This window comes from Dongia sp. P2_B8, assembly GCF_056404715.1.
Genome location: NZ_JBFUDM010000002.1, coordinates 128,572 through 146,646, shown reverse-complemented (window position 1 = coordinate 146,646; position 18,075 = coordinate 128,572). Strand labels below are relative to the sequence as shown.

The window sequence follows — 18,075 nt, the reverse complement described above, 5'->3', positions numbered from 1 at the left end:
GGAATCTAGCCATCGACACCCCCGACCACAACCCGCCCTGAGCGCGGGACGGACCACACATCTTTGCGGGCCACACATCTTAGCGGGCCAGCAAAACAAAAGGCCCGCATTTTCATGCGGGCCTTTCAAATCGTCCAACAACCGGAGGCGCTTAGGCAGCGGCCTTGGCAGAAGCCTTGCCAGCGGCCTTTTCGATGCGGCGCTTCAGGCGGCGGGCCGTATCCGGCAGGTTCTTGTCGGCCGTCTTGGCCAGATAGGCATCGAGACCGCCATTATGCTCGATCGAGCGGATGGCATGGGTCGTCAGCTTCAGGCGGATCTGGAGGCCCAGCGTATCCGACAGCAGCTTGGTTTCCTGGAGGTTGGGCAGGAAACGGCGGCGGGTCTTGTTGTTGGCATGGCTGACATTGTTGCCGGCCAGCACGCCCTTGCCTGTGATATCGCAACGCCGGGACATAACTGAATCCTTCTAATCCAAACACTTAGCGAAAATAAAGGGGCCGGAAGTACGGACCTCCGGCCAGCTCGGGGCGGGTTTTACGGTCTAAGGCCTGTTTCGTCAAGGCGATTCCCGCTGAGGAACCCCCGGAATGGCCCCCGAATGAGGGCATTTCCCCAGGTGCGTATTCAGGCGCGGCGCCGGGCTCCGTCCTTACCGGCGGTGCTGATCAACTGGCCCAGGAACTGCTCAACCACCGATTTCAGCGACCCTGCCTGGCCGTTGACCGATCCAGCCACCTCCAGCACCCGGTCGGAGCGCTGGCCGGTCGTGTCGGCCGCGGACTTCACCTCTGAGATGACGCTGGCCACCTCCTGGGTCTTGGCTGTGGCTTCGGTGACGTTGCGGACGATTTCCTGGGTGGCGGCCGATTGCTGGGTGACGGCGGCAAAGATGGCGCCGGTCGAGGCGTTCATGCCGTTGATGACCTGGGTGATCTCGGAAATGGCGTCAGCAGCCTCCTGGGCGGTGCGCTGGACGCCGGCGATCTGGGCCTCGATCTCCGCCGTGGCCTCGGTGGTCTGGTGGGCGAGGCTCTTGACCTCGGTCGCCACCACGTTGAAACCGCGGCCGGCTTCGCCAGCGCGCGCTGCCTCGATGGTGGCGTTGAGGGCCAAGAGATTGGTCTTGCTGGCGATATCGCGGATGAGCCCCAGGACGCCGGCGACCTTGCCAGCCACTTCGGTCAAGCCATTGACGATACGGCCGATGTCGGAAGCCCGGGCAACCGCCGTCTCGGCGGTTTGCGTCGCGGTTTCCGCCTGGCGCCCGATCTCCGAGATCGAGGCCGACATTTCGGTGATGGCGCTGGCGATCGATTGGGCATTGCCGGCGGCGATGGCGGCAAGCCGCGAGACATTCTCGGACTGGCGGCCGGAGGTCTGGGCGGCGGAGCGCATCACCTCCGACTGCTGTTCGAGATCGCCGGCACTGCCGATCATCGATCCCACGGCGTTGACGAAGGCCTGGTCGAATTCGGTGCACAGCGCCTGGATGTCACGGAGCTGCGCTTCACGGCGCTGTGCCTCGGCCTGCGCCGCACTCTCCAGTTCCAGACGCCGGCTGATGCCCTGGCGGAAGGTTTCGACAGTCCGCGCCATGCGGCCCAATTCGTCGCCGCGCGCAGTGAGGCCGACGGTGATATCCGTGCGGTCTTCCGCCAATTGTTCCATGAGCCCGGCCAGATCGTTGACCGGCCGCGTCACGGAGCGACGGATGAACAGGATGGTGCCGAGAAGTGCCAAGGCAAACAGCACCGCAGTAATCGCAAAGGTCATCACGCGGTCGGCGACGAAGCTGCCGACACGGGCGTCCAAAAGCTCGGCCAGCGCAGCGTCATTGGCATCGCCAAAGGCCAGGATGGAATCCCGGGCGGTCTTCTCGGCAGCAGCGATGGTATCGAGATCAAGCTTCTGCGTACCACCGGCGAGTTCGCTCTCCATATAGGTTGCCGAGAACGCGGCAAGGGCTGCTTTCATGGCGTCATAGCTCTTGCCCAACCGGTCGGGCAGGATATCGACGCGGTCAAAGAGATTGCTCTTGCTGCCGCTATAAGCCGAAGCCAGCGACCCGGCTGCGCCCTCGACCACGGTGTTGAAGCCGCCATCCAGTTTCAGGAACTCGCCGACGTCCTTGTTGGTATAGCTGCCGCCTGCTGCATCCTTGTGGGCGCGGGCATAGTCGGCAACCGCGGTAACGCGGTCGAGCAGGTCCGGCACTTTCAAAAGCACCAGGTCCATGACGTAATAGCTGTCGAGGTCGGGATCGAGGATGAGATTCGATTTGTCGCCCACCTGCGTGATAAGGGCGCGAATAGCGGGTGCCGCGTCGGCGGGCTTCGCCGATTTCAGCGCGGCCTCGGCCGCAGCCGCCTGATCGGTCGACTGCATGCCATCGCCGAAATCCACTTCCGCCTTGGCGAGGGTCGTGGCGATAGCAGTGGGATCCCCACCGCTGAGCAGTGTGCCGTGGCCGTGCCGGAGTTCCCGCAGGTAGAGATTGCCCTGGGCTTCCTTGTTGCCAAAATCGATGGCGATCTGCTGGGAGTCATAGAGCATGTAAATCGTGAAGCCGACGGGCAGCGCGAACAGCGAAATGGCCAGTGCCAGCTTGGCCGCGATTCCGAATGATTTGCTCATATCGTCCCTCAATCGCCAGATATGACAGCGCTCCCACGCTGCAATGATCGAACGATAGGAGGCGTCCGTTAAACGGTCGTGAATCGGCCCACACTCAATTCGAACATTTGTAAGATTATTGATGAATTTAGGTGTGCGGTCATAAGAAATGGTAAATTTCGCGGCAAATCCGGCGAATCGCCGGAAAAATAGCGCACGCCTTAGGTCAATTGCCTAGGAATTCCGTCAAAAGGAGCCGTGCCGCGGTAGCTGGCGCCATCTTGGCCGAGGCGACTTTGGCTTCCAACGCCCCCAATTGGGCGGCAACCGCCGGGTCGGCGGTGAGGGCGTCCATCAAACTGTCGGAAAGCTCATGCCACAGCCAGGCCTTGGCCTGGTTGCGCCGCCGCGCCTTGAGCTCGCCGGATTTGGTGAGTGCTGCCGCGAAGGCCTCTGCACGGCCCCAGATGTCCGCAATGCCGTCACCTTTGAGGGCCGAACAGCGCAGGACCTCTGCCCGCCAGGCCTTATGCAGAGGCTGCATCAGCCCCAGGGCATTGGCGACATCGGTGGCGCTGCGCTCGGCCGCGGCCTTGAAATCGCCGTCGGCCTTGTTGACGACGATGAGGTCAGCCAATTCCATGATGCCGCGCTTGATGCCCTGCAGATCGTCCCCGCCACCGGGCAGGAGGAGGAGCAGGAAGAGATCCACCATCTCCGCGACCGCCGTCTCCGATTGGCCGACGCCGACCGTCTCGACGATGATGAGGTCGAAACCCGCTGCCTCGCACACCAGCAGCGCCTCGCGCGTGCGCCTGGCAACACCGCCCAAGGTGAGGCCGGCGGGTGAGGGGCGGATGAAGGCCTGCGGGTCCCGCGATAATTCCTCCATGCGCGTCTTGTCGCCGAGGATCGAACCCCCGGAGAGGCGCGAGGAGGGATCGACGGCGAGGACGGCCAAACGCTTGCCCTGGCCGATCGCATGCTTGCCGAACGCTTCGATGAAGGTCGATTTGCCGACGCCGGGCGGGCCGGAAATACCGATGCGCAGGGACTTGCCGCTCTTGGGCAACAGCTGCTCAAGCAGTGCCTCGGCCTGGCGCCGGTGATCGGGGCGGGTCGATTCGATAAGCGTGATGGCACGGGCCAACGCCCGCCGGTCGCCTGCCATGACCTTGGCGGCGTGTTCGGCGATGCCCGACTCCTTTGGCCTGTCTTTTCCCGAATCCCCAGGGGCGTTTTTTGCGCTGCTCATGCAGGGACTTTACTGCCCTCGCTTTCGCCCAGCAATTCGCGTCTTGCCGCTTCCTGCTGGCGGCGCCACATGGCGGCATATTGGCCGGCAGCGGCCACCAGCGTGTCATGCTTGCCGCGCTCGACGATGCGGCCATCCTCCAGCACGATGATCTCGTCGGCATCGATGATTGTGGACAGGCGATGGGCGATCACCAGCGTGGTGTGGTCGCGGGCAACTTCGGAAAGATTGTCCTGGATCTCGCGCTCGGTATGGGAATCGAGGGCCGAGGTCGCTTCGTCGAACAGCAGGATCGGCGGGTCCTTGAGGATCGTGCGCGCGATGGCAACACGCTGCTTCTCGCCGCCCGACAGTTTCAGGCCTCGCTCGCCGACCTTGGTCGCGTAACCGTCGGGCTGGCTTTTGACGAAATCGTGGATGTGTGCCAATTCCGCTGCCTGCTCGATCTGCGTCTGCGACGAGCCGGGTTTGCCATAGGCGATGTTGTAGGCGACGGTATCGTTGAACAGCACCGTATCCTGCGGCACGATGCCGATGGCAGCGCGCAAACTCTGCTGCGTTACATCGCGGATATCCTGTCCATCGATCAGAATGCGGCCACCATTCACGTCATAGAAGCGGAACAGCAGGCGTGACAGGGTCGACTTGCCGGCACCCGATGGGCCGACGATGGCCAGTTTGTGCCCGGCCGGCACCGTGAAGCTGACATCTTTCAGGATCGGGCGCCTGGCATCATAGCCGAAATTGACATGCTCGAATCTGATCTCGCCGTCGCTGACATGCAGCGGCTTGGCAGAAGGACTATCGGCGATTTCCACGTCGACACGCAAAAGGGCGAACATCGCTTCCATATCGATGAGCGATTGCCTAATTTCCCGATAGACCGTGCCGAGGAAATTGAGCGGCAGATAAAGCTGGATGAGATAGGCGTTGACCAGCACGAAATCGCCGACCGACATCCGGCCCGCGGCCGTGCCGCGTGCAGCCAAGCCCATCATCAGCACCAGGCCGATGGCGATGATGGCAGCCTGCCCGACATTGAGTGCTGCCAGCGAGGTACGGCTTTTGATGGCTGCCTTTTCATAGGCCTGCAAGGCGACGTCATAGCGCTGTGCCTCATGCTCCTCATTGCCGAAATATTTGACCGTCTCGTAATTCAGCAAACTGTCCACCGCCTTGGTGTTGGCGATCTGGTCGCTCTCATTCATGTCGCGGCGGTACTTGATGCGCCACTCGGTGATCTTCAGCGTGTACCAGATATAGATCGCGATGGTGGCGAAGGTGACGGCGGCGAATGTCCAGTCATAGAGCACCCACAGGATGACGCAGACCATGCCGATCTCGATCAAGGTCGGGATGACATTGAACAGGACGAAGAACAGCAGGAACTCGATGCCCTTGGCGCCGCGTTCGATGGCCCGGTTGAGACCGCCGGTCTGGCGCTCCAGATGAAATTTCAAGGACAAGGCATGCAGATGCCGGAAGGTGGAAAGTGCCACGGCGCGGATCGAGCGCTGCGCCACCTTGGCAAAGATGCCGTCGCGGAATTCCGAAAAGGCCTGGCTGATGACGCGCGCCAGGCCATAGGCCAGCAGCAGGCCGATGGAAACGCTGGCGACCGTCGCCGTGGTGGCACCTGCGGTGCCGAGCTTCGGTCCCAAGGCATCGACCATATGCTTGAACAAGATCGGCACATAGACATTGGCCACTTTGGCGACGATCAGGCACAGCACCGAGAGGACGACGCGGGCGCGCAGATCCCATTGACCCTTGGGCCATAAATGCGGCAGCAGGGCGCGGAGCGCGTGCATCTGAGTGTGTGGGTTGGTGTCGCCTGCCCCTGCTTGAAGTKGGGGGGCAGGCGACGCGCTGTCGTGTGGGCTGGCCATCGGCACTGGCTTCCTTGGAATTCTGGCGCTCAGCAATATCGGATCGGTTGGGCGAGAGCAATTGGCGGTGGCACCATCAATATCCCTACTTTTCAACCGATTCCGGGCCTACCACGCCTTGATTGGCCGCCGCGCCGGATGGTAGGTAGGCAGCATGCAACAGAAAACCAAGATCGCCCCTTCCATCCTGTCGGCCGATTTCGCGAAATTGGGCGCGGAAGTGGCTGCCATCGCGGCGGCAGGGGCCGATTATGTCCATGTCGACGTCATGGACGGTCATTTCGTGCCCAATATCACCATCGGCCCATCGGTCCTGAAGGCCTTGAAGCCCCATGCGCCGATCCCGTTCGATGTGCATCTGATGATCAGCCCGGTCGACCCGTTCGTGGCCGAATTTGCCGCTGCCGGAGCCGATATCATCACGTTCCATCCGGAAGCGGGGCCACATCCCCATCGCACGGTGCAACTGATCAAGAGCCTGGGTAAAAAAGCCGGTATCTCGCTCAATCCGGCTACCTCCTTGGACACGCTCGACTATCTGCTGCCGGATCTCGACCTGGTGCTGGTGATGAGCGTCAATCCCGGTTTCGGCGGACAGGCCTTCATTCCCTCCGCGCTCCAGAAGATCGCCGAAATCCGTCGCCGCATCGACAAGGTGAGCGCCACCCAGGGCGGGCGTGTTATCGATCTCGAGGTCGATGGTGGCATCAATGTCGAAACTGCCAAGGCCTGCGTGGCGGCTGGAGCGGACGTGCTGGTGGCGGGGACAGCAACCTTCAAGGGTGGCCCGGCCGCCTATGCCGGCAATATCGCCGGACTTCGAGTTTAAAGCAGACACCGGGCTTAAGCAGACTCCGGGCTTAAGCAGACACCGGGCTTAAGCAGACACCGGGCGCAAAGCATCAGGCAGAAGGGCCGACGGCAAGCAATGGCGGAAGGCAGCGGCACCGAAAGCAAAGCGAAGGGCGGCCAGCGGCGCGGCAATCAGCGTCCGAAGCTGGTGGCACCGCGCCTGCAGACCTTCTTTTCGCTGCCCGGCGCCATCATCTGGCAGCGCTGCCGCCGGCGCCTGCTGCAGCCGGTCTATGAAAGCGGCTTCTATCACATGACGCTCGGCAAGCGCTCGGCCGGCGACCTGCAATTGCCTTCGCCGGAACCCTGGCCGGGCGATGCGCAGGCCGGCCTGCTGCTGCTCAGCGACGAATTCCGCTTTGCCGGCGAAGTGGTGCGGGGGCCCAAGCCCCTTGGCAACCCGATCGGTGCCGGCGACGGCTGGCGCGAAATCGTCAACAGCTTTGCCTGGCTCAACGATCTTCGCTCGGTGGGCGGCCCGTCGGCGCGCAATCTCGCCCGCCAGCTCATCATGCGCTGGATCGACGAGAATGAGCGCTACGACCCCTTCGCCTGGCGCGCTGACATCCTGGCTGCACGCCTCCGGAACATCCTCCTCAACCACACCTATCTCGAGGTCAACAGCGACGCCCTCTTCCGCTCGCAACTGCTGCTCTCGCTCTCGCGCCAGGCCGAGCATCTCTGCCGTGCCCTGCCGGACGGGCTGGCGGGGGCTGCCCATGTGAAGGCGATCATCAGCCTGATGCTGGCGGGGCTGATGCTGCCGCGCGGCGAGAAATGGCTGGCCAAGGGACAAGTACTTCTGGGGCCGACCTTGGCCGCCCAGATCCTCGCCGATGGCGGGCATATCGAACGCTCGCCGGAGACCATGCTGGAACTGCTGCAGCATCTCATCGACCTGCGCGATGTCTACGCTGTCGCGGGCGCCAAGACGCCGGACGGTCTTTCCATGGCGATCAACAATCTGGGGTCGGTGCTCCTGATGCTCAGCCATGGCGATGCGGTCCTCGCCGGCTTCAACGACACGCCGGAGCTGGATCCTGCCCATGTGCTGCGCACGATCGAGCGCGCCGGCGACAAATTGCGCCCACTCAACCAATTGCCATTGACCGGCTTCCAGCGCCTGGAGCGGGCCAGGACCGTGGTGATCATGGATTGCGGCGCACCACCGCGCCATGGACTCGATGATCACGCCCATGCCGGCACGCTCTCCTTCGAACTCGCCCATGATGACGAACGCATGATCGTCAATTGCGGCGCCCATCCCTGGAGCAAGGAATGGGGCCAGGTGCAGCGCACCACCGCGGCGCATTCGACACTCGTCGTCGACAATACCAATTCGGCCATGCTGCTGCCTCATGGCGGCCTCGCCCTGCGCCCGACCGTGGTCACCTGCCGGCGCGAAGAAACCGATGGCCAGATCTGGCTCGATACTTCTCACGACGGCTATGAAGAAGGCTTCGGCCTCATTCACCGGCGCAAGCTTTACCTCTCCGCCGACGGCCATGATTTCATGGGTGAAGAACATCTGGTGGGTCCTGGCGGCAATTCATATGCGCTCCGCTTCCATCTGCACCCGCAGGTCAATGTCAGCGTGACGCAGAACGGGCAGGCGGCCTTCATCAAGATGCCCAAGGGCTCCGGCTGGCGCCTCCGCGTCGACGGCGCCGACCTCGCTCTGGCGGAAAGTGTGCATATCGGCCTTGGCGGCCAGGTCCGCCGCTCGCAGCAGATCGTCGTCATCGGCACCATCGAGTCCGACCAGACCCAGATCCGCTGGCTCCTACAGCGCGAAGGCGGCAAGAAGTAACCGCGCGCCGCTATTCCGAAATTGGATAGGCCAAGGGCCTGTCGCGTCGGCTAGATTCCACCCACCAAGTCAATTTTCCGCGTCATTCCCGGGCTTGACCCGGGGATCAGGTGTGACTGGGCTGGGTATTTCAGTTGCGAGCTGATCCCCGGGTCAAGCCCGGGGATGACGACTGAGCTGCAGGGATATCATGAAAATCACCGATCTCCGCGCCACACCGGTCAACATCCCCTTCATCGCACCCTATCGCTTCTCCTATGGCGCGATGGCTTCGGTCACCAAGACGGTGGTCGAGATCGTCACGGACGATGGCGTGATTGGATTGGGCGAAGTGGCCGATGGTGACCGGTCGGCGGATGTCTTGAAGCAGCGCGACAAATTGATCGGCCTCGATCTGCGCGACATCCATACGGTGGAACGCCGCATCGTACCGGCCATGCGCTACACGCCCTGGGGCAACATCCTTGCCAACCGCCGGGTGTTCGGCGGCATCGAAATGGCGATGTGGGATGCACGTGGCAAGACAGAAGGTGTGCCGCTCCATCTGCTCCTCGGCGGTGCCGTGCGGACAGAGATCCCCCTCACTGAATATTTCAGCTATCGCCTGCCCGGCAAGGATCATCCGGGCGAATCTAACCCCGTCGAGATCGCGCGTTATTGCGCCACCATGATCGAGCAGTTCGGCTCCGACATGTTTGAAGGCAAGCTCGCCACGGTCGGTCTTGATGAGGAAGTGGCGATGGTGCGCGAGGTGCGCGCTGCCATCGGCGACCGGCTGTTGCGCCTGGATGCCAATGGCGCCTGGACCGTGCCCACGGCACGGGAAGCGTTGCGCCGGCTCGATCCTTTCCACATCCATTATTACGAGGACCCGGTCGAGACATATGAGGAGATGGCGCAGTTGCGCGGTTATACGCGCGCCAATTTCTGCACCCATCTTATTGACCTGCCCAAGGCGGCAGCCCTCAAGGCACCCGATGCCATCGTCACCAACCTCAACGAACTGGGCGGCATCCGGCGCACGGTCGATTTCATCCGCGCCTGCGAGACGTTCGACGTGGCTTTCCGCTTCCATGCGGGCGAGACCGGCATCGGCAGCACGGCCTATCTGCAGGTCTCGGCCGCCATCGAACATGTGCGCGAACCCAGCCAGACCATCCTGCGCTGGTACGCCGACGATGTGATCGAGGGCGGGCCGCTCAGCCCGAAGAACGGTCGGTTGCCGGTCCCGGCTGGCCCCGGCCTTGGCGTCGCCCTCGATCCCAAGGCCTTCAGACGCTGCCATGAACGGTTCCTCGCCGAAGGCGTGTTCCCGGCCGGTTCCAAGACCGAGCATTACGGCGGGTCTTTCCGGAAGTCCTGAGGCCGGATTCCCCTTGCCACCCCCGGACCGGGGCTTTAAGCCCTGCGGCATCTGAAGCCAGCCGGGATGTCATGATGACCGCCACGAATTACCCCATCCGCCGCGCCCTTATTTCCGTGTCCGACAAAGCGGGACTCGAGGAGCTGGGCCGGGCCCTGGCGGCGGCGGGGGTCGAGATCCTCTCCACCGGCGGCTCCGCCAAGGCTCTGGCTGCAGCGGGCATTCCGGTCAAGGAAGTGGCGGTCCATACCGGCTTCCCGGAAATCATGGACGGGCGGGTGAAGACGCTCCACCCCAAGATCCATGGCGGCCTGCTGGCACGCCGCGACAGTGCCGACCATGTCGAGGCTCAAAAGAAGCACGACATTCCCGACATCGACCTCCTGGTGGTCAACCTCTATCCCTTCGTCAAGACGGTGGCAGGCGGCGGCGATTGGGACGCGTGCATCGAGAATATCGATATCGGCGGCCCGGCCATGCTGCGGGGGGCCGCGAAGAACCATGATTTCGTCACCGTCGTCACCGACCCGGCCGATTATGCAAAGCTGATCGCGGAAATGCAGGCGCAGGGCGGTGGCACCAGCCTCGCCTTCCGCCGCGCCTGTGCCAGGAAGACCTATGCCCACACCGCCGCCTATGACGGTGCCATCGCCATGTGGATGAGCGAGCAGGCGGCCGACCCGCTGCCCGAACAGTTCTGCCTCTCCGGCATCCGCATGCAGACGCTCCGTTATGGCGAAAATCCGCACCAGCAGGCGGCCTTTTATCGCAGCGGTCCGGCCCGTCCGGGCGTCGCGACTGCTACGCAATTGCAGGGCAAGGAGCTCTCCTACAACAACCTCAACGACACCGATGCGGCGTTCGAACTGGTGGCGGAATTCGACCGGCCGGCGATCGCCATCATCAAGCATGCGAACCCCTGCGGCGTCGCCACCATCGATGATGCGGCAAAGCTCAGCGACGCCTACGCCCGCGCCCTGGCCTGCGATCCGGTCTCGGCGTTCGGCGGCATCATTGCCTTGAACCGGCCGCTCGATGCGGCGACGGCTATTGAGATTGTGAAACTGTTTGCCGAAGTGGTGATCGCGCCTGAGATCTCGGCCGAGGCGCGCGCTGTCCTGGCTGCCAAACCCAATATCCGCGTCCTCGAAACCGCATCCATGCCGGACCCCAAAGCCCGGGGCATCATCGTGAAGTCCCTGGCAGGCGGTTTCCTGGCGCAGGACCGCGATGCCGCGCACATCACCGCGGCCGATCTCAAGATCGTCACCAAGCGCGCGCCGAATGCGGCGGAGACGGCGGACCTGCTGTTCGCCTTTCGCGTCGCCAAGCATGTGAAGTCAAATGCCATCGTCTATGCCAAGAACGGCGCCACGGTCGGCATCGGTGCGAGCCAGATGAGCCGCGTCGATTCAAGCCGCATCGCGGCGTGGAAGGCGGATGAAGCAGCGAAGGTTGCTGGCGCCAAGGACAGCTTTGCCAAGGGCTCGGTGGTGGCGTCCGATGCCTTCTTCCCCTTCGCCGACGGATTGCTGGCAGCGGCGTCGGCGGGCGCCACGGCGGTCATCCAGCCCGGCGGCTCGATGCGCGATGCGGATATCATCAAGGCAGCGGATGAAGCTGGATTGGCGATGGTACTGACCGGCATCCGCCATTTCCGCCATTAGGAGCGTTTGATGTATAGCGAATCCGATCTCGAATCAGCCGTGGCCGCCGGTGCCATCACCGCGGACGCGGCCGACGCCCTGCGCGGTCATGTGGCAAAACAACGCTCCACCGTCCTCGTTGATGAAGAGAGCTTCCGCCTCCTCACCGGCTTCAACGACATCTTCGTCGTCATTGCCGTGTTCCTGCTGCTGCTCGCACTTGGCTGGATCGTTGGTGCCCAATCGAAGGGCCTCGGTTCTGCAGCGGTCGCTGCGACCAGCTGGGGCCTGGCCGAGTTCTTTACGCGCAAGCGCCGCATGGCGTTGCCCAGTATCGTCCTGCTGCTGACCTTCGTCTGCGGAGTTGCTGGCACGGTGACGGGCCTGCTGGCCGATGTGGGAATTCGCGCCGGCGATCTCGTCGGCTCCCTTTATCTGGTTGGCACTGCCGCCGTCACTGTTTTCGCAGCCTGGCTGCATTGGCGCCGGTTCCACGTGCCGATCACCGTGGCTGCGGGTGCCATTTCGTTCGTTGGATTGCTGGTGGCGGTGCTGCTGGCGATCCAGCCGCTTCTCATGCTGCAAATATGGTGGTTCGCGTTCATAGGCGGCCTGGCCATCTTTGCCTTTGCCATGTGGTGGGACATGTCCGACCGGATACGGCAGACGCGGCGCTCGGACGTCGCCTTCTGGCTGCATCTGGCGGCCGCGCCGTTGATCGCCCATTCGGTCTTCTACCAATTGGGCGTTTTCAATGGATCGATCGGTGGTGCCAAAGCGACGATCGTCGTCCTGCTCTATGTCTTCCTGGCGATCGTCTCGCTGGCCGTCGACCGCCGTGCCTTGCTGGTTTCGGCGCTGGCCTATGTGCTCTATGCGATCAGCAGCCTGTTCGAGACTTTTGGCGCCATCAGCCTCAACTTGGCGCTGACGGCGCTCGTCATCGGTTCGGCCCTGTTGCTGCTCTCTGCCTTCTGGCATGTGGCGCGGCGCATCGTCGTTGGCAACTTGCCGCGCAGCTGGCAGGACCGGCTGCCGGCGCTCGATCGACCGGCGCCGATCGCCAAGGCGGCGTAATAGCTGCGATCTAGCCCGGTGCGATAGAAACCCTCGCCCCTTGCGGGAGAGGGTGGCGAGCGAATGCGAGCGGGTGAGGGGATCTCTCAGCGAGTCCGATCTCTCTACCCCCTCACCCTGACCCTCTCCCGCGAGGGGAGAGGGGACGAAGGCGATTGGGCGGACCACGTTAGTTGATCAATCCTTGTAATGCCCCTCGGCCTTGAGATCGGCCAGGGTCGCTTCGATGCCCTGGCGCAGCAAGGATACCAGCTCGTCGATCTCTTCCTTGTTCAAGGTGAGCGGGGGTGAGATGACGTTGAGGGCGCCCAACGGCCGCACGATCAGGCCTAAGCGCTCGCAATGGTCCGAGATGCGCTTGCCGATATTGACCTCGTCAGGGAAATGCGCGCGCGTTTCCTTGTTCATGACGTTCTCGACGCACATCATGAACTGACGCCCACGCACTTCGCCGACGATGGGAAGTTCCAGGAGCGTGCGCAGCTGGGCTTCAAGATAGGGGCCCATCTTCTGCACATGGCCGGGCAGGTCCTCGCGCTCCATGATGGCGATATTGGCGAGTGCCGCGGCGCAGGCAACCGGATGACCGGAATAGGTATAGCCGTTGGTGAACCAGCCATCGGGATCTTCCGTGCTCATCGCCTCATAGATGCGGTCGGAGAAGATGCAGGCGCCCAGCGGCTGATAGCCGGAGGTGAGGCCCTTCGCCGTCACGATCATGTCGGGAACGATGCCGAACACATCTTCCGAGGCGAAGAAATGGCCGAGGCGGCCGAACGCCGTCACGACTTCATCCGAGATGTAGAGGATGTCGTTCTTATGGCACAATTCCAGCGAACGCTTGTGATAGCCCTTGGGCGGCACGATGACGCCGCCCGCACCCATCACCGGCTCGGCAAAGAAGCAGGCGATGTTGTCAGCGCCGATCTCGTTGATCTTGGCTTCCAGCTCGTCAATGAGATAATCGCAGAACTGCTGTTCCGACATGTCCTTGCCGACACCGTTCGGCAGCACTTCATGCGCCCGGTAATAGTTGGGCGAAGAAACATGATGGATCCAGTCTTCGAGGAAATTGAGATATGGCGAGCGATCGCCGGGCCGCCCGGTGATCGAGCCGGTGAGATACGTGCTGCCATGATAGGCGTCGATGCGCGAGAGGATGTGCTTCTTCGACTTCTTGCCGCGCTTGGCGTGATAATAATGCGCGATACGGACAGCCGTGTCATTGGCGGTCGATCCGCCGCAGGTGAAGAACACCTTGTTGAGATCGCCAGGTGCCAGGCTTGCGAGCTTGGCTGCCAATTCCGCCGCCGGCACGTTGGTGGTGTCGACGAACGGGTTGAAGAACGCCATGCGCTGGGCTTGTGTCGCGATCGCATCGACGATCTCGCGGCGGCCATAGCCGATGTTGACGCACCACAGCCCACCGATACCGTCGAGGTAGCGCTTGCCGGAAAGGTCATAGACATAGGCGCCCTCGGCGCGGCCCATGACCAGGGATCCGTCCTTTTTGAAACTGTCGAAATGGGTCCAGGGATGGACGAAATGGTCCTTGTCCTTCTGCCAGATATCCTTCGGATCGACCTGATCGAGGTTGGCGGCGGCAAGATAGCTGGTACCCATGACACGTCTCCCGAAGATGTTTCCTGGTGCCCCGTATCGGGCTATTATTGAAGTCAGAAAAATATTATAGTCTCTACAAAATTATAGTCAATCAAGGAAATGGCAATGGCCGATGGCGGGCTGCGTGCGCGGCAAAAAGAGAAGCGAAAACAAGCAATTATGGTCGCAGCAGCAGGTCTCTTTCAGACCGAGGGCTTCAACGCGGCCTCGATGGAAGGCATCGCGGCAGCGGCCGAGCTGTCGGTCGGCACGGTCTATAACTATTTCAAATCAAAGGCGGAAATCGGCCTTGCGATCTATCAGGCCGACCGTGACCTGGTGCACGCGGCAACCGACCTGGTCATCGCCAATCCGCCCGGCGACCCGGTCACGGCCATCTGCCGCATGATGGAAACCGATTTTGAGACCGAGATTGGCTATCTGGATCGTACCGTCTGGTCGGCGCTGTTCGGGGCGTCCTTCACCGACCAATCCAGCCTCAGCAACGCTTTCGTGTCTGATGAACTGATGCGCGTCGACCAGTTCCGCCGGCTGCTCGCTGTGCTGGTGGAAAAGGGGCAGGTCGATAAATCGGCCGATATCGACGCCGCCGCCGAAATGCTGGGCGCTCTTAATCTCTGGTACTTCATGCGCTGGCTTGCGGGCCTGCGTTCCGGCGAAGCCGGTTCAGAAAGCGGCATCCTCGACGCCGAGGCCCGCGCGACCTTGAAGCGCCACGTGACACAGCTGATGCGTGGGTTCGGGGTCTGACAAGCACCCCTCACTTCCACTTCTGCAGCGTGTTCTCCACCGCAGCGGTGATGAAGCGGCGGGGCAGAAGGCGCATGGCGATGCTGGCGAGATAGTTGGTGGGGCCGACCACATGAACCCGTTCCTGGCCGAGTGCGCGGAGGCCTTCCTGGGCCACCCGCTCGGCGCTGTGCATGGGTATTGAACCGGGTTTGTCGACACCGGCGCGCTCGAAGAAGCGGGTCTCGGTGGCGCCAGGGCAGAGCGCCAGGATGTCGACCGGCTCCTGCGCCATCTCCTCGGCCAGCGCCTCGGTATAATTCAGCACGAAGGTCTTGCTGGCGGCATAGGTGGCAAAGAGCGGCATGGGCGCGAAGGCCGCGGTGCTGGCGATGTTGATGAGACCGGCGCGCGTTCCGCTTTCATGGGCATGGCGCAGCATCATGGGCAAAAGGCCCCGGGTGATCTCGACCGGTGCTGCCACATTGACCTGCACCATCTCCATCTCGCGGAGTTCGGAATTCTCGGTGACGCGTCCCAGCTGGCCGATGCCGGCATTGTTGATGACCAGGTCGACGCGGGCCATCTCAGCAGCGCCGATCACGGCATAGCGCCCCTCGGGGTCGGTGAGGTCGGCGACCACGGTGCGCACCTGGCGGCCATGCATGCCCAGTTCCTGGGCGAGCGCGTTCAACCGGTCGCGGTCGCGCCCGGTCAGCAGCAAGGAGGTGGCGCGGGGCAGGGCGCGCGCAAAGGCAGCGCCGATACCCGATGATGCCCCGGTGATGAGGGCGGATTGATAAGTCATGTTCCCCGCTTCGGTGCCAGATTTGCGACGCCGGCCAGACTCGTCGCATCGATACGGCGTGAATCTTAAGCCAGATTGCGGCAGCTTGCCATTGCAGCCCGACTATGGCACCTCACCCCATGGCACCTCACCCCAGTGTTTGTTTATTGTCACCGTGTTCGTTTACTGTGTTTATCCCCCCGTTCCGGCGCCTCAAGAAAGCTTAACAAATGCCCCAATTCCGTACCCTGGATGATCTCAAGCTCAGCGGCCAGCGCGTCATCGTGCGCTGCGATCTCAACGTGCCGATGAAGGATGGCAAGGTCACCGACACCACCCGCATAGACCGGTCGGCCGCGACCTTGAAGGAACTGGCGCAGAAGGGGGCGCGGGTCATCATCGTGTCGCATTTCGGCCGCCCGAAGGGAAAGCCGTCGCCGGAATTCTCCCTGCGGCCGCTGGTCGAGCCCTTGGCCAGCGCTTTGGGCCAGAAGGTCGCCTTTGCCGCCGATTGCATTGGCCAGGCGGCCAAGGGTGCCGTGGCGGCATTGAAGGATGGCGAGGTGCTGCTCCTCGAAAATCTCCGCTTTCACGATGAAGAGGAGGCCAATGACAAGGTCTTCGCCGGCGCCCTCGCCAGCCTCGGCGACATCTATGTGAACGACGCTTTCTCCTGCGCGCACCGGGCGCATGCCTCGACCGAGGCGATCGCACATCTGCTGCCCTCGGCGGCCGGCCGGCTGATGCAGGAAGAGCTCGATCACCTCGCCGCCGCGCTCGAGAAGCCGCAACGCCCGGTGATGGCGCTGGTGGGCGGTGCCAAGGTCTCGACCAAGCTCGACCTCCTCGGCAATCTCGTCTCCAAGGTCGATTGCCTGGTGATCGGCGGCGGCATGGCCAACACGTTCCTGTTCGCACAAGGCATCGAGGTGGGCAAGTCGCTCGCCGAGCGCGACCTTGCCGACACGGCGCGGGCGATCCTGGGGAAAGCCAAGGCCGTCAACTGCACCATCGTGCTGCCGATCGATGCCGTGGTGGCCGGCGAGTTCAAGGCGGGTGCCGCCAACAGGATCGTCGACGTGAAAGCCGTGCCCGCCGATCAGATGATCCTCGACGTGGGTCCGAAATCGGTGGCGCTCATCAACCAGCATCTGGACGAATCGAAGACGCTGGTGTGGAACGGGCCGCTGGGTGCTTTTGAAACGGCGCCCTTCGACCGGGGCACGGTCGAGGTGGCAAAGCATGCGGCAGAACTCTCCAAGGCGAAAAAGCTGCTCAGCGTCGCCGGTGGCGGCGACACGGTGGCAGCCCTCGCCCATGCCGGGGCCGAGGATGATTTCTCCTATATCTCGACCGCGGGTGGTGCGTTTCTCGAATGGCTCGAAGGCAAGGATCTGCCAGGCGTGCTGGCACTGAAGGCCTGATCCGGATGAGCGCCGAACCGATCGACGATCCCATCGAATTCATCGCCTCATTGGGCGGATTGCAGGATGCCGGCATTGATTCCGCGACGCTCGATGTGGCGGAACAGGTGCTCTATCTCTTCATCGATGATCTCTATGCGAATCTCGAAGGGCGACCCGATTATCCGGGCGAAAGACCCTGCGCGCTGGTGTTCCTCAATGTCAGCAACTTCCGGATCGATGTTGATGCGAGCGATGGCTTGCGCATCGGGGAAATGCGCATCAGCGAAAATCCGACCGCGCAAAATCCCTTTACGCTGGAAGTGGATCTCAATATCGGCGGTGCCGGCAAAGCCAAAAGCATCAGCGCCAGTTTCGCGGCGCTTGAGGTCGAGGATGTCGAGGATTGAGGCGTACCGCCCTATACGATGACGGCAAGGGCGGTGGCTGCGATCAATAGAATGGCGAAGAGGATGTTGATCAGGCGGCCCGATCTCGGGTCGCGAAGCCTGGCTGTGATGGCAGACCCCAGGGCCAGCCAGGCGATATCGACCACGCTCATGACGATGATGAGCAGGGCGAACTTGGCAGCGATATCCATGGCTGGCCTGTTCGGCGCCAGCGTGAAGCTGGAGAAGAGTGCGGCCATCGCGGCATAGGCCTTGGGATTGCCAAGGCCCAGAACCAACCCCGCCATGAAGCCGGGCGGCTGCGCCTTTGCCGAATCTTCAACTGGCAGCGGCGCCGTCGCAATGCGATAGGCGAGATAGAGCATGTAGGCTGCAGCCAGGACCGTGACCGCCGGACCGAGCATTGGTTGAGCGAGAAGAAGGCTGACCAGGCCGCTCGCAGTCAGCGCCATGACGGCAACCACGCCGACCATCGTGCCGAGGAGCAGCAAAGCGCTCCGGCGCATGCCGAAGGTGGCGCCGGATGCGGCGAGCCCCAGCGTTGCCGGTCCGGGACTGCCGGTGAGCGCAATACCGGCCAGAACGAAGCTGAAGACATGCTCCATCGGTGCACCT

General features: G+C 62.7%; 15 protein-coding genes. 8 read left to right on the top strand and 7 right to left on the bottom strand.

The features are described from left to right. Nucleotides 1-151: 151 nt before the first annotated feature. The 4 genes from rpmB to AC1DWZ_RS05565 all read right to left on the bottom strand — a co-directional run bounded on the left by rpmB (nucleotide 152) and on the right by AC1DWZ_RS05565 (nucleotide 5,682). Complete coding sequence (gene rpmB, locus AC1DWZ_RS05580) at nucleotides 152-457, bottom strand: 50S ribosomal protein L28 (protein ID WP_477167881.1); 306 nt, start codon at nucleotides 455-457, stop codon at nucleotides 152-154. A 170-nt stretch (nucleotides 458-627) separates the two neighbouring features. Beyond that, nucleotides 628-2,637 (bottom strand): methyl-accepting chemotaxis protein, encoded by a 2,010-nt coding sequence (locus AC1DWZ_RS05575; RefSeq protein ID WP_477167880.1) that lies wholly within the window; start codon nucleotides 2,635-2,637, stop codon nucleotides 628-630. A 205-nt stretch (nucleotides 2,638-2,842) separates the two neighbouring features. Next, on the bottom strand, nucleotides 2,843-3,871 hold the full coding sequence (gene meaB, locus AC1DWZ_RS05570; protein ID WP_477167879.1) for a methylmalonyl Co-A mutase-associated GTPase MeaB: 1,029 nt from the start codon (nucleotides 3,869-3,871) through the stop codon (nucleotides 2,843-2,845). Beyond that, complete coding sequence (locus AC1DWZ_RS05565) at nucleotides 3,868-5,682, bottom strand: ABCB family ABC transporter ATP-binding protein/permease (protein WP_477167878.1); 1,815 nt, start codon at nucleotides 5,680-5,682, stop codon at nucleotides 3,868-3,870. The genes meaB and AC1DWZ_RS05565 overlap by 4 nt, the downstream gene beginning before the upstream one ends. Before the next feature lie 232 nt (nucleotides 5,683-5,914). Between AC1DWZ_RS05565 and rpe the strand changes: the two genes are divergently transcribed. From rpe to AC1DWZ_RS05540, 5 genes are all read left to right on the top strand, one after another. Continuing rightward, nucleotides 5,915-6,589 carry a ribulose-phosphate 3-epimerase gene (gene rpe, locus AC1DWZ_RS05560; protein WP_477167877.1) on the top strand — a complete coding sequence of 225 codons (675 nt, stop codon included), beginning with the start codon at nucleotides 5,915-5,917 and terminating at the stop codon, nucleotides 6,587-6,589. A 99-nt stretch (nucleotides 6,590-6,688) separates the two neighbouring features. After that, nucleotides 6,689-8,422, top strand: a complete 1,734-nt coding sequence (locus tag AC1DWZ_RS05555) for a heparinase II/III family protein (protein WP_477167876.1) — start codon at nucleotides 6,689-6,691, stop codon at nucleotides 8,420-8,422. Between the two features lie 190 nt (nucleotides 8,423-8,612). After that, nucleotides 8,613-9,785, top strand: a complete 1,173-nt coding sequence (locus tag AC1DWZ_RS05550) for a mandelate racemase/muconate lactonizing enzyme family protein (protein WP_477167875.1) — start codon at nucleotides 8,613-8,615, stop codon at nucleotides 9,783-9,785. Nucleotides 9,786-9,856: 71 nt separating this feature from the next. After that, complete coding sequence (gene purH, locus AC1DWZ_RS05545; protein ID WP_477167874.1) at nucleotides 9,857-11,452, top strand: bifunctional phosphoribosylaminoimidazolecarboxamide formyltransferase/IMP cyclohydrolase; 1,596 nt, start codon at nucleotides 9,857-9,859, stop codon at nucleotides 11,450-11,452. Nucleotides 11,453-11,461: 9 nt separating this feature from the next. Then, nucleotides 11,462-12,508 (top strand): hypothetical protein, encoded by a 1,047-nt coding sequence (locus tag AC1DWZ_RS05540; RefSeq protein WP_477167873.1) that lies wholly within the window; start codon nucleotides 11,462-11,464, stop codon nucleotides 12,506-12,508. A 177-nt stretch (nucleotides 12,509-12,685) separates the two neighbouring features. On the opposite strand, the gene AC1DWZ_RS05535 is transcribed toward AC1DWZ_RS05540, so the two are convergent. Next, nucleotides 12,686-14,131 (bottom strand): aminotransferase, encoded by a 1,446-nt coding sequence (locus tag AC1DWZ_RS05535; RefSeq protein WP_477167872.1) that lies wholly within the window; start codon nucleotides 14,129-14,131, stop codon nucleotides 12,686-12,688. 105 nt (nucleotides 14,132-14,236) lie between these two features. On the opposite strand from AC1DWZ_RS05535, the gene AC1DWZ_RS05530 reads away from it, so the two are divergent. After that, nucleotides 14,237-14,881, top strand: coding sequence for a TetR/AcrR family transcriptional regulator (locus tag AC1DWZ_RS05530; RefSeq protein ID WP_477167871.1), 645 nt, complete (start codon nucleotides 14,237-14,239; stop codon nucleotides 14,879-14,881). 10 nt (nucleotides 14,882-14,891) lie between these two features. Here the strand turns inward: AC1DWZ_RS05530 and AC1DWZ_RS05525 are convergent, their stop codons facing one another. After that, a complete protein-coding gene (locus AC1DWZ_RS05525) occupies nucleotides 14,892-15,668 on the bottom strand; it encodes an SDR family NAD(P)-dependent oxidoreductase (protein ID WP_477167870.1) in 777 nt (258 codons plus the stop codon). A 209-nt stretch (nucleotides 15,669-15,877) separates the two neighbouring features. Here AC1DWZ_RS05525 and AC1DWZ_RS05520 point away from each other — a divergent pair, with 209 nt between their 5' ends. Together AC1DWZ_RS05520 and AC1DWZ_RS05515 are read left to right on the top strand one after the other, a co-directional pair. Then, complete coding sequence (locus tag AC1DWZ_RS05520; RefSeq protein WP_477167869.1) at nucleotides 15,878-17,071, top strand: phosphoglycerate kinase; 1,194 nt, start codon at nucleotides 15,878-15,880, stop codon at nucleotides 17,069-17,071. Nucleotides 17,072-17,076: 5 nt separating this feature from the next. Continuing rightward, on the top strand, nucleotides 17,077-17,460 hold the full coding sequence (locus tag AC1DWZ_RS05515) for a hypothetical protein (protein WP_477167868.1): 384 nt from the start codon (nucleotides 17,077-17,079) through the stop codon (nucleotides 17,458-17,460). 11 nt (nucleotides 17,461-17,471) lie between these two features. Here AC1DWZ_RS05515 and AC1DWZ_RS05510 read toward each other — a convergent pair whose 3' ends face one another. Next, entirely contained in the window at nucleotides 17,472-18,065 is a 594-nt protein-coding gene (locus AC1DWZ_RS05510; RefSeq protein ID WP_477167867.1) for a LysE family translocator, read from the bottom strand. Nucleotides 18,066-18,075 lie beyond the last annotated feature (10 nt).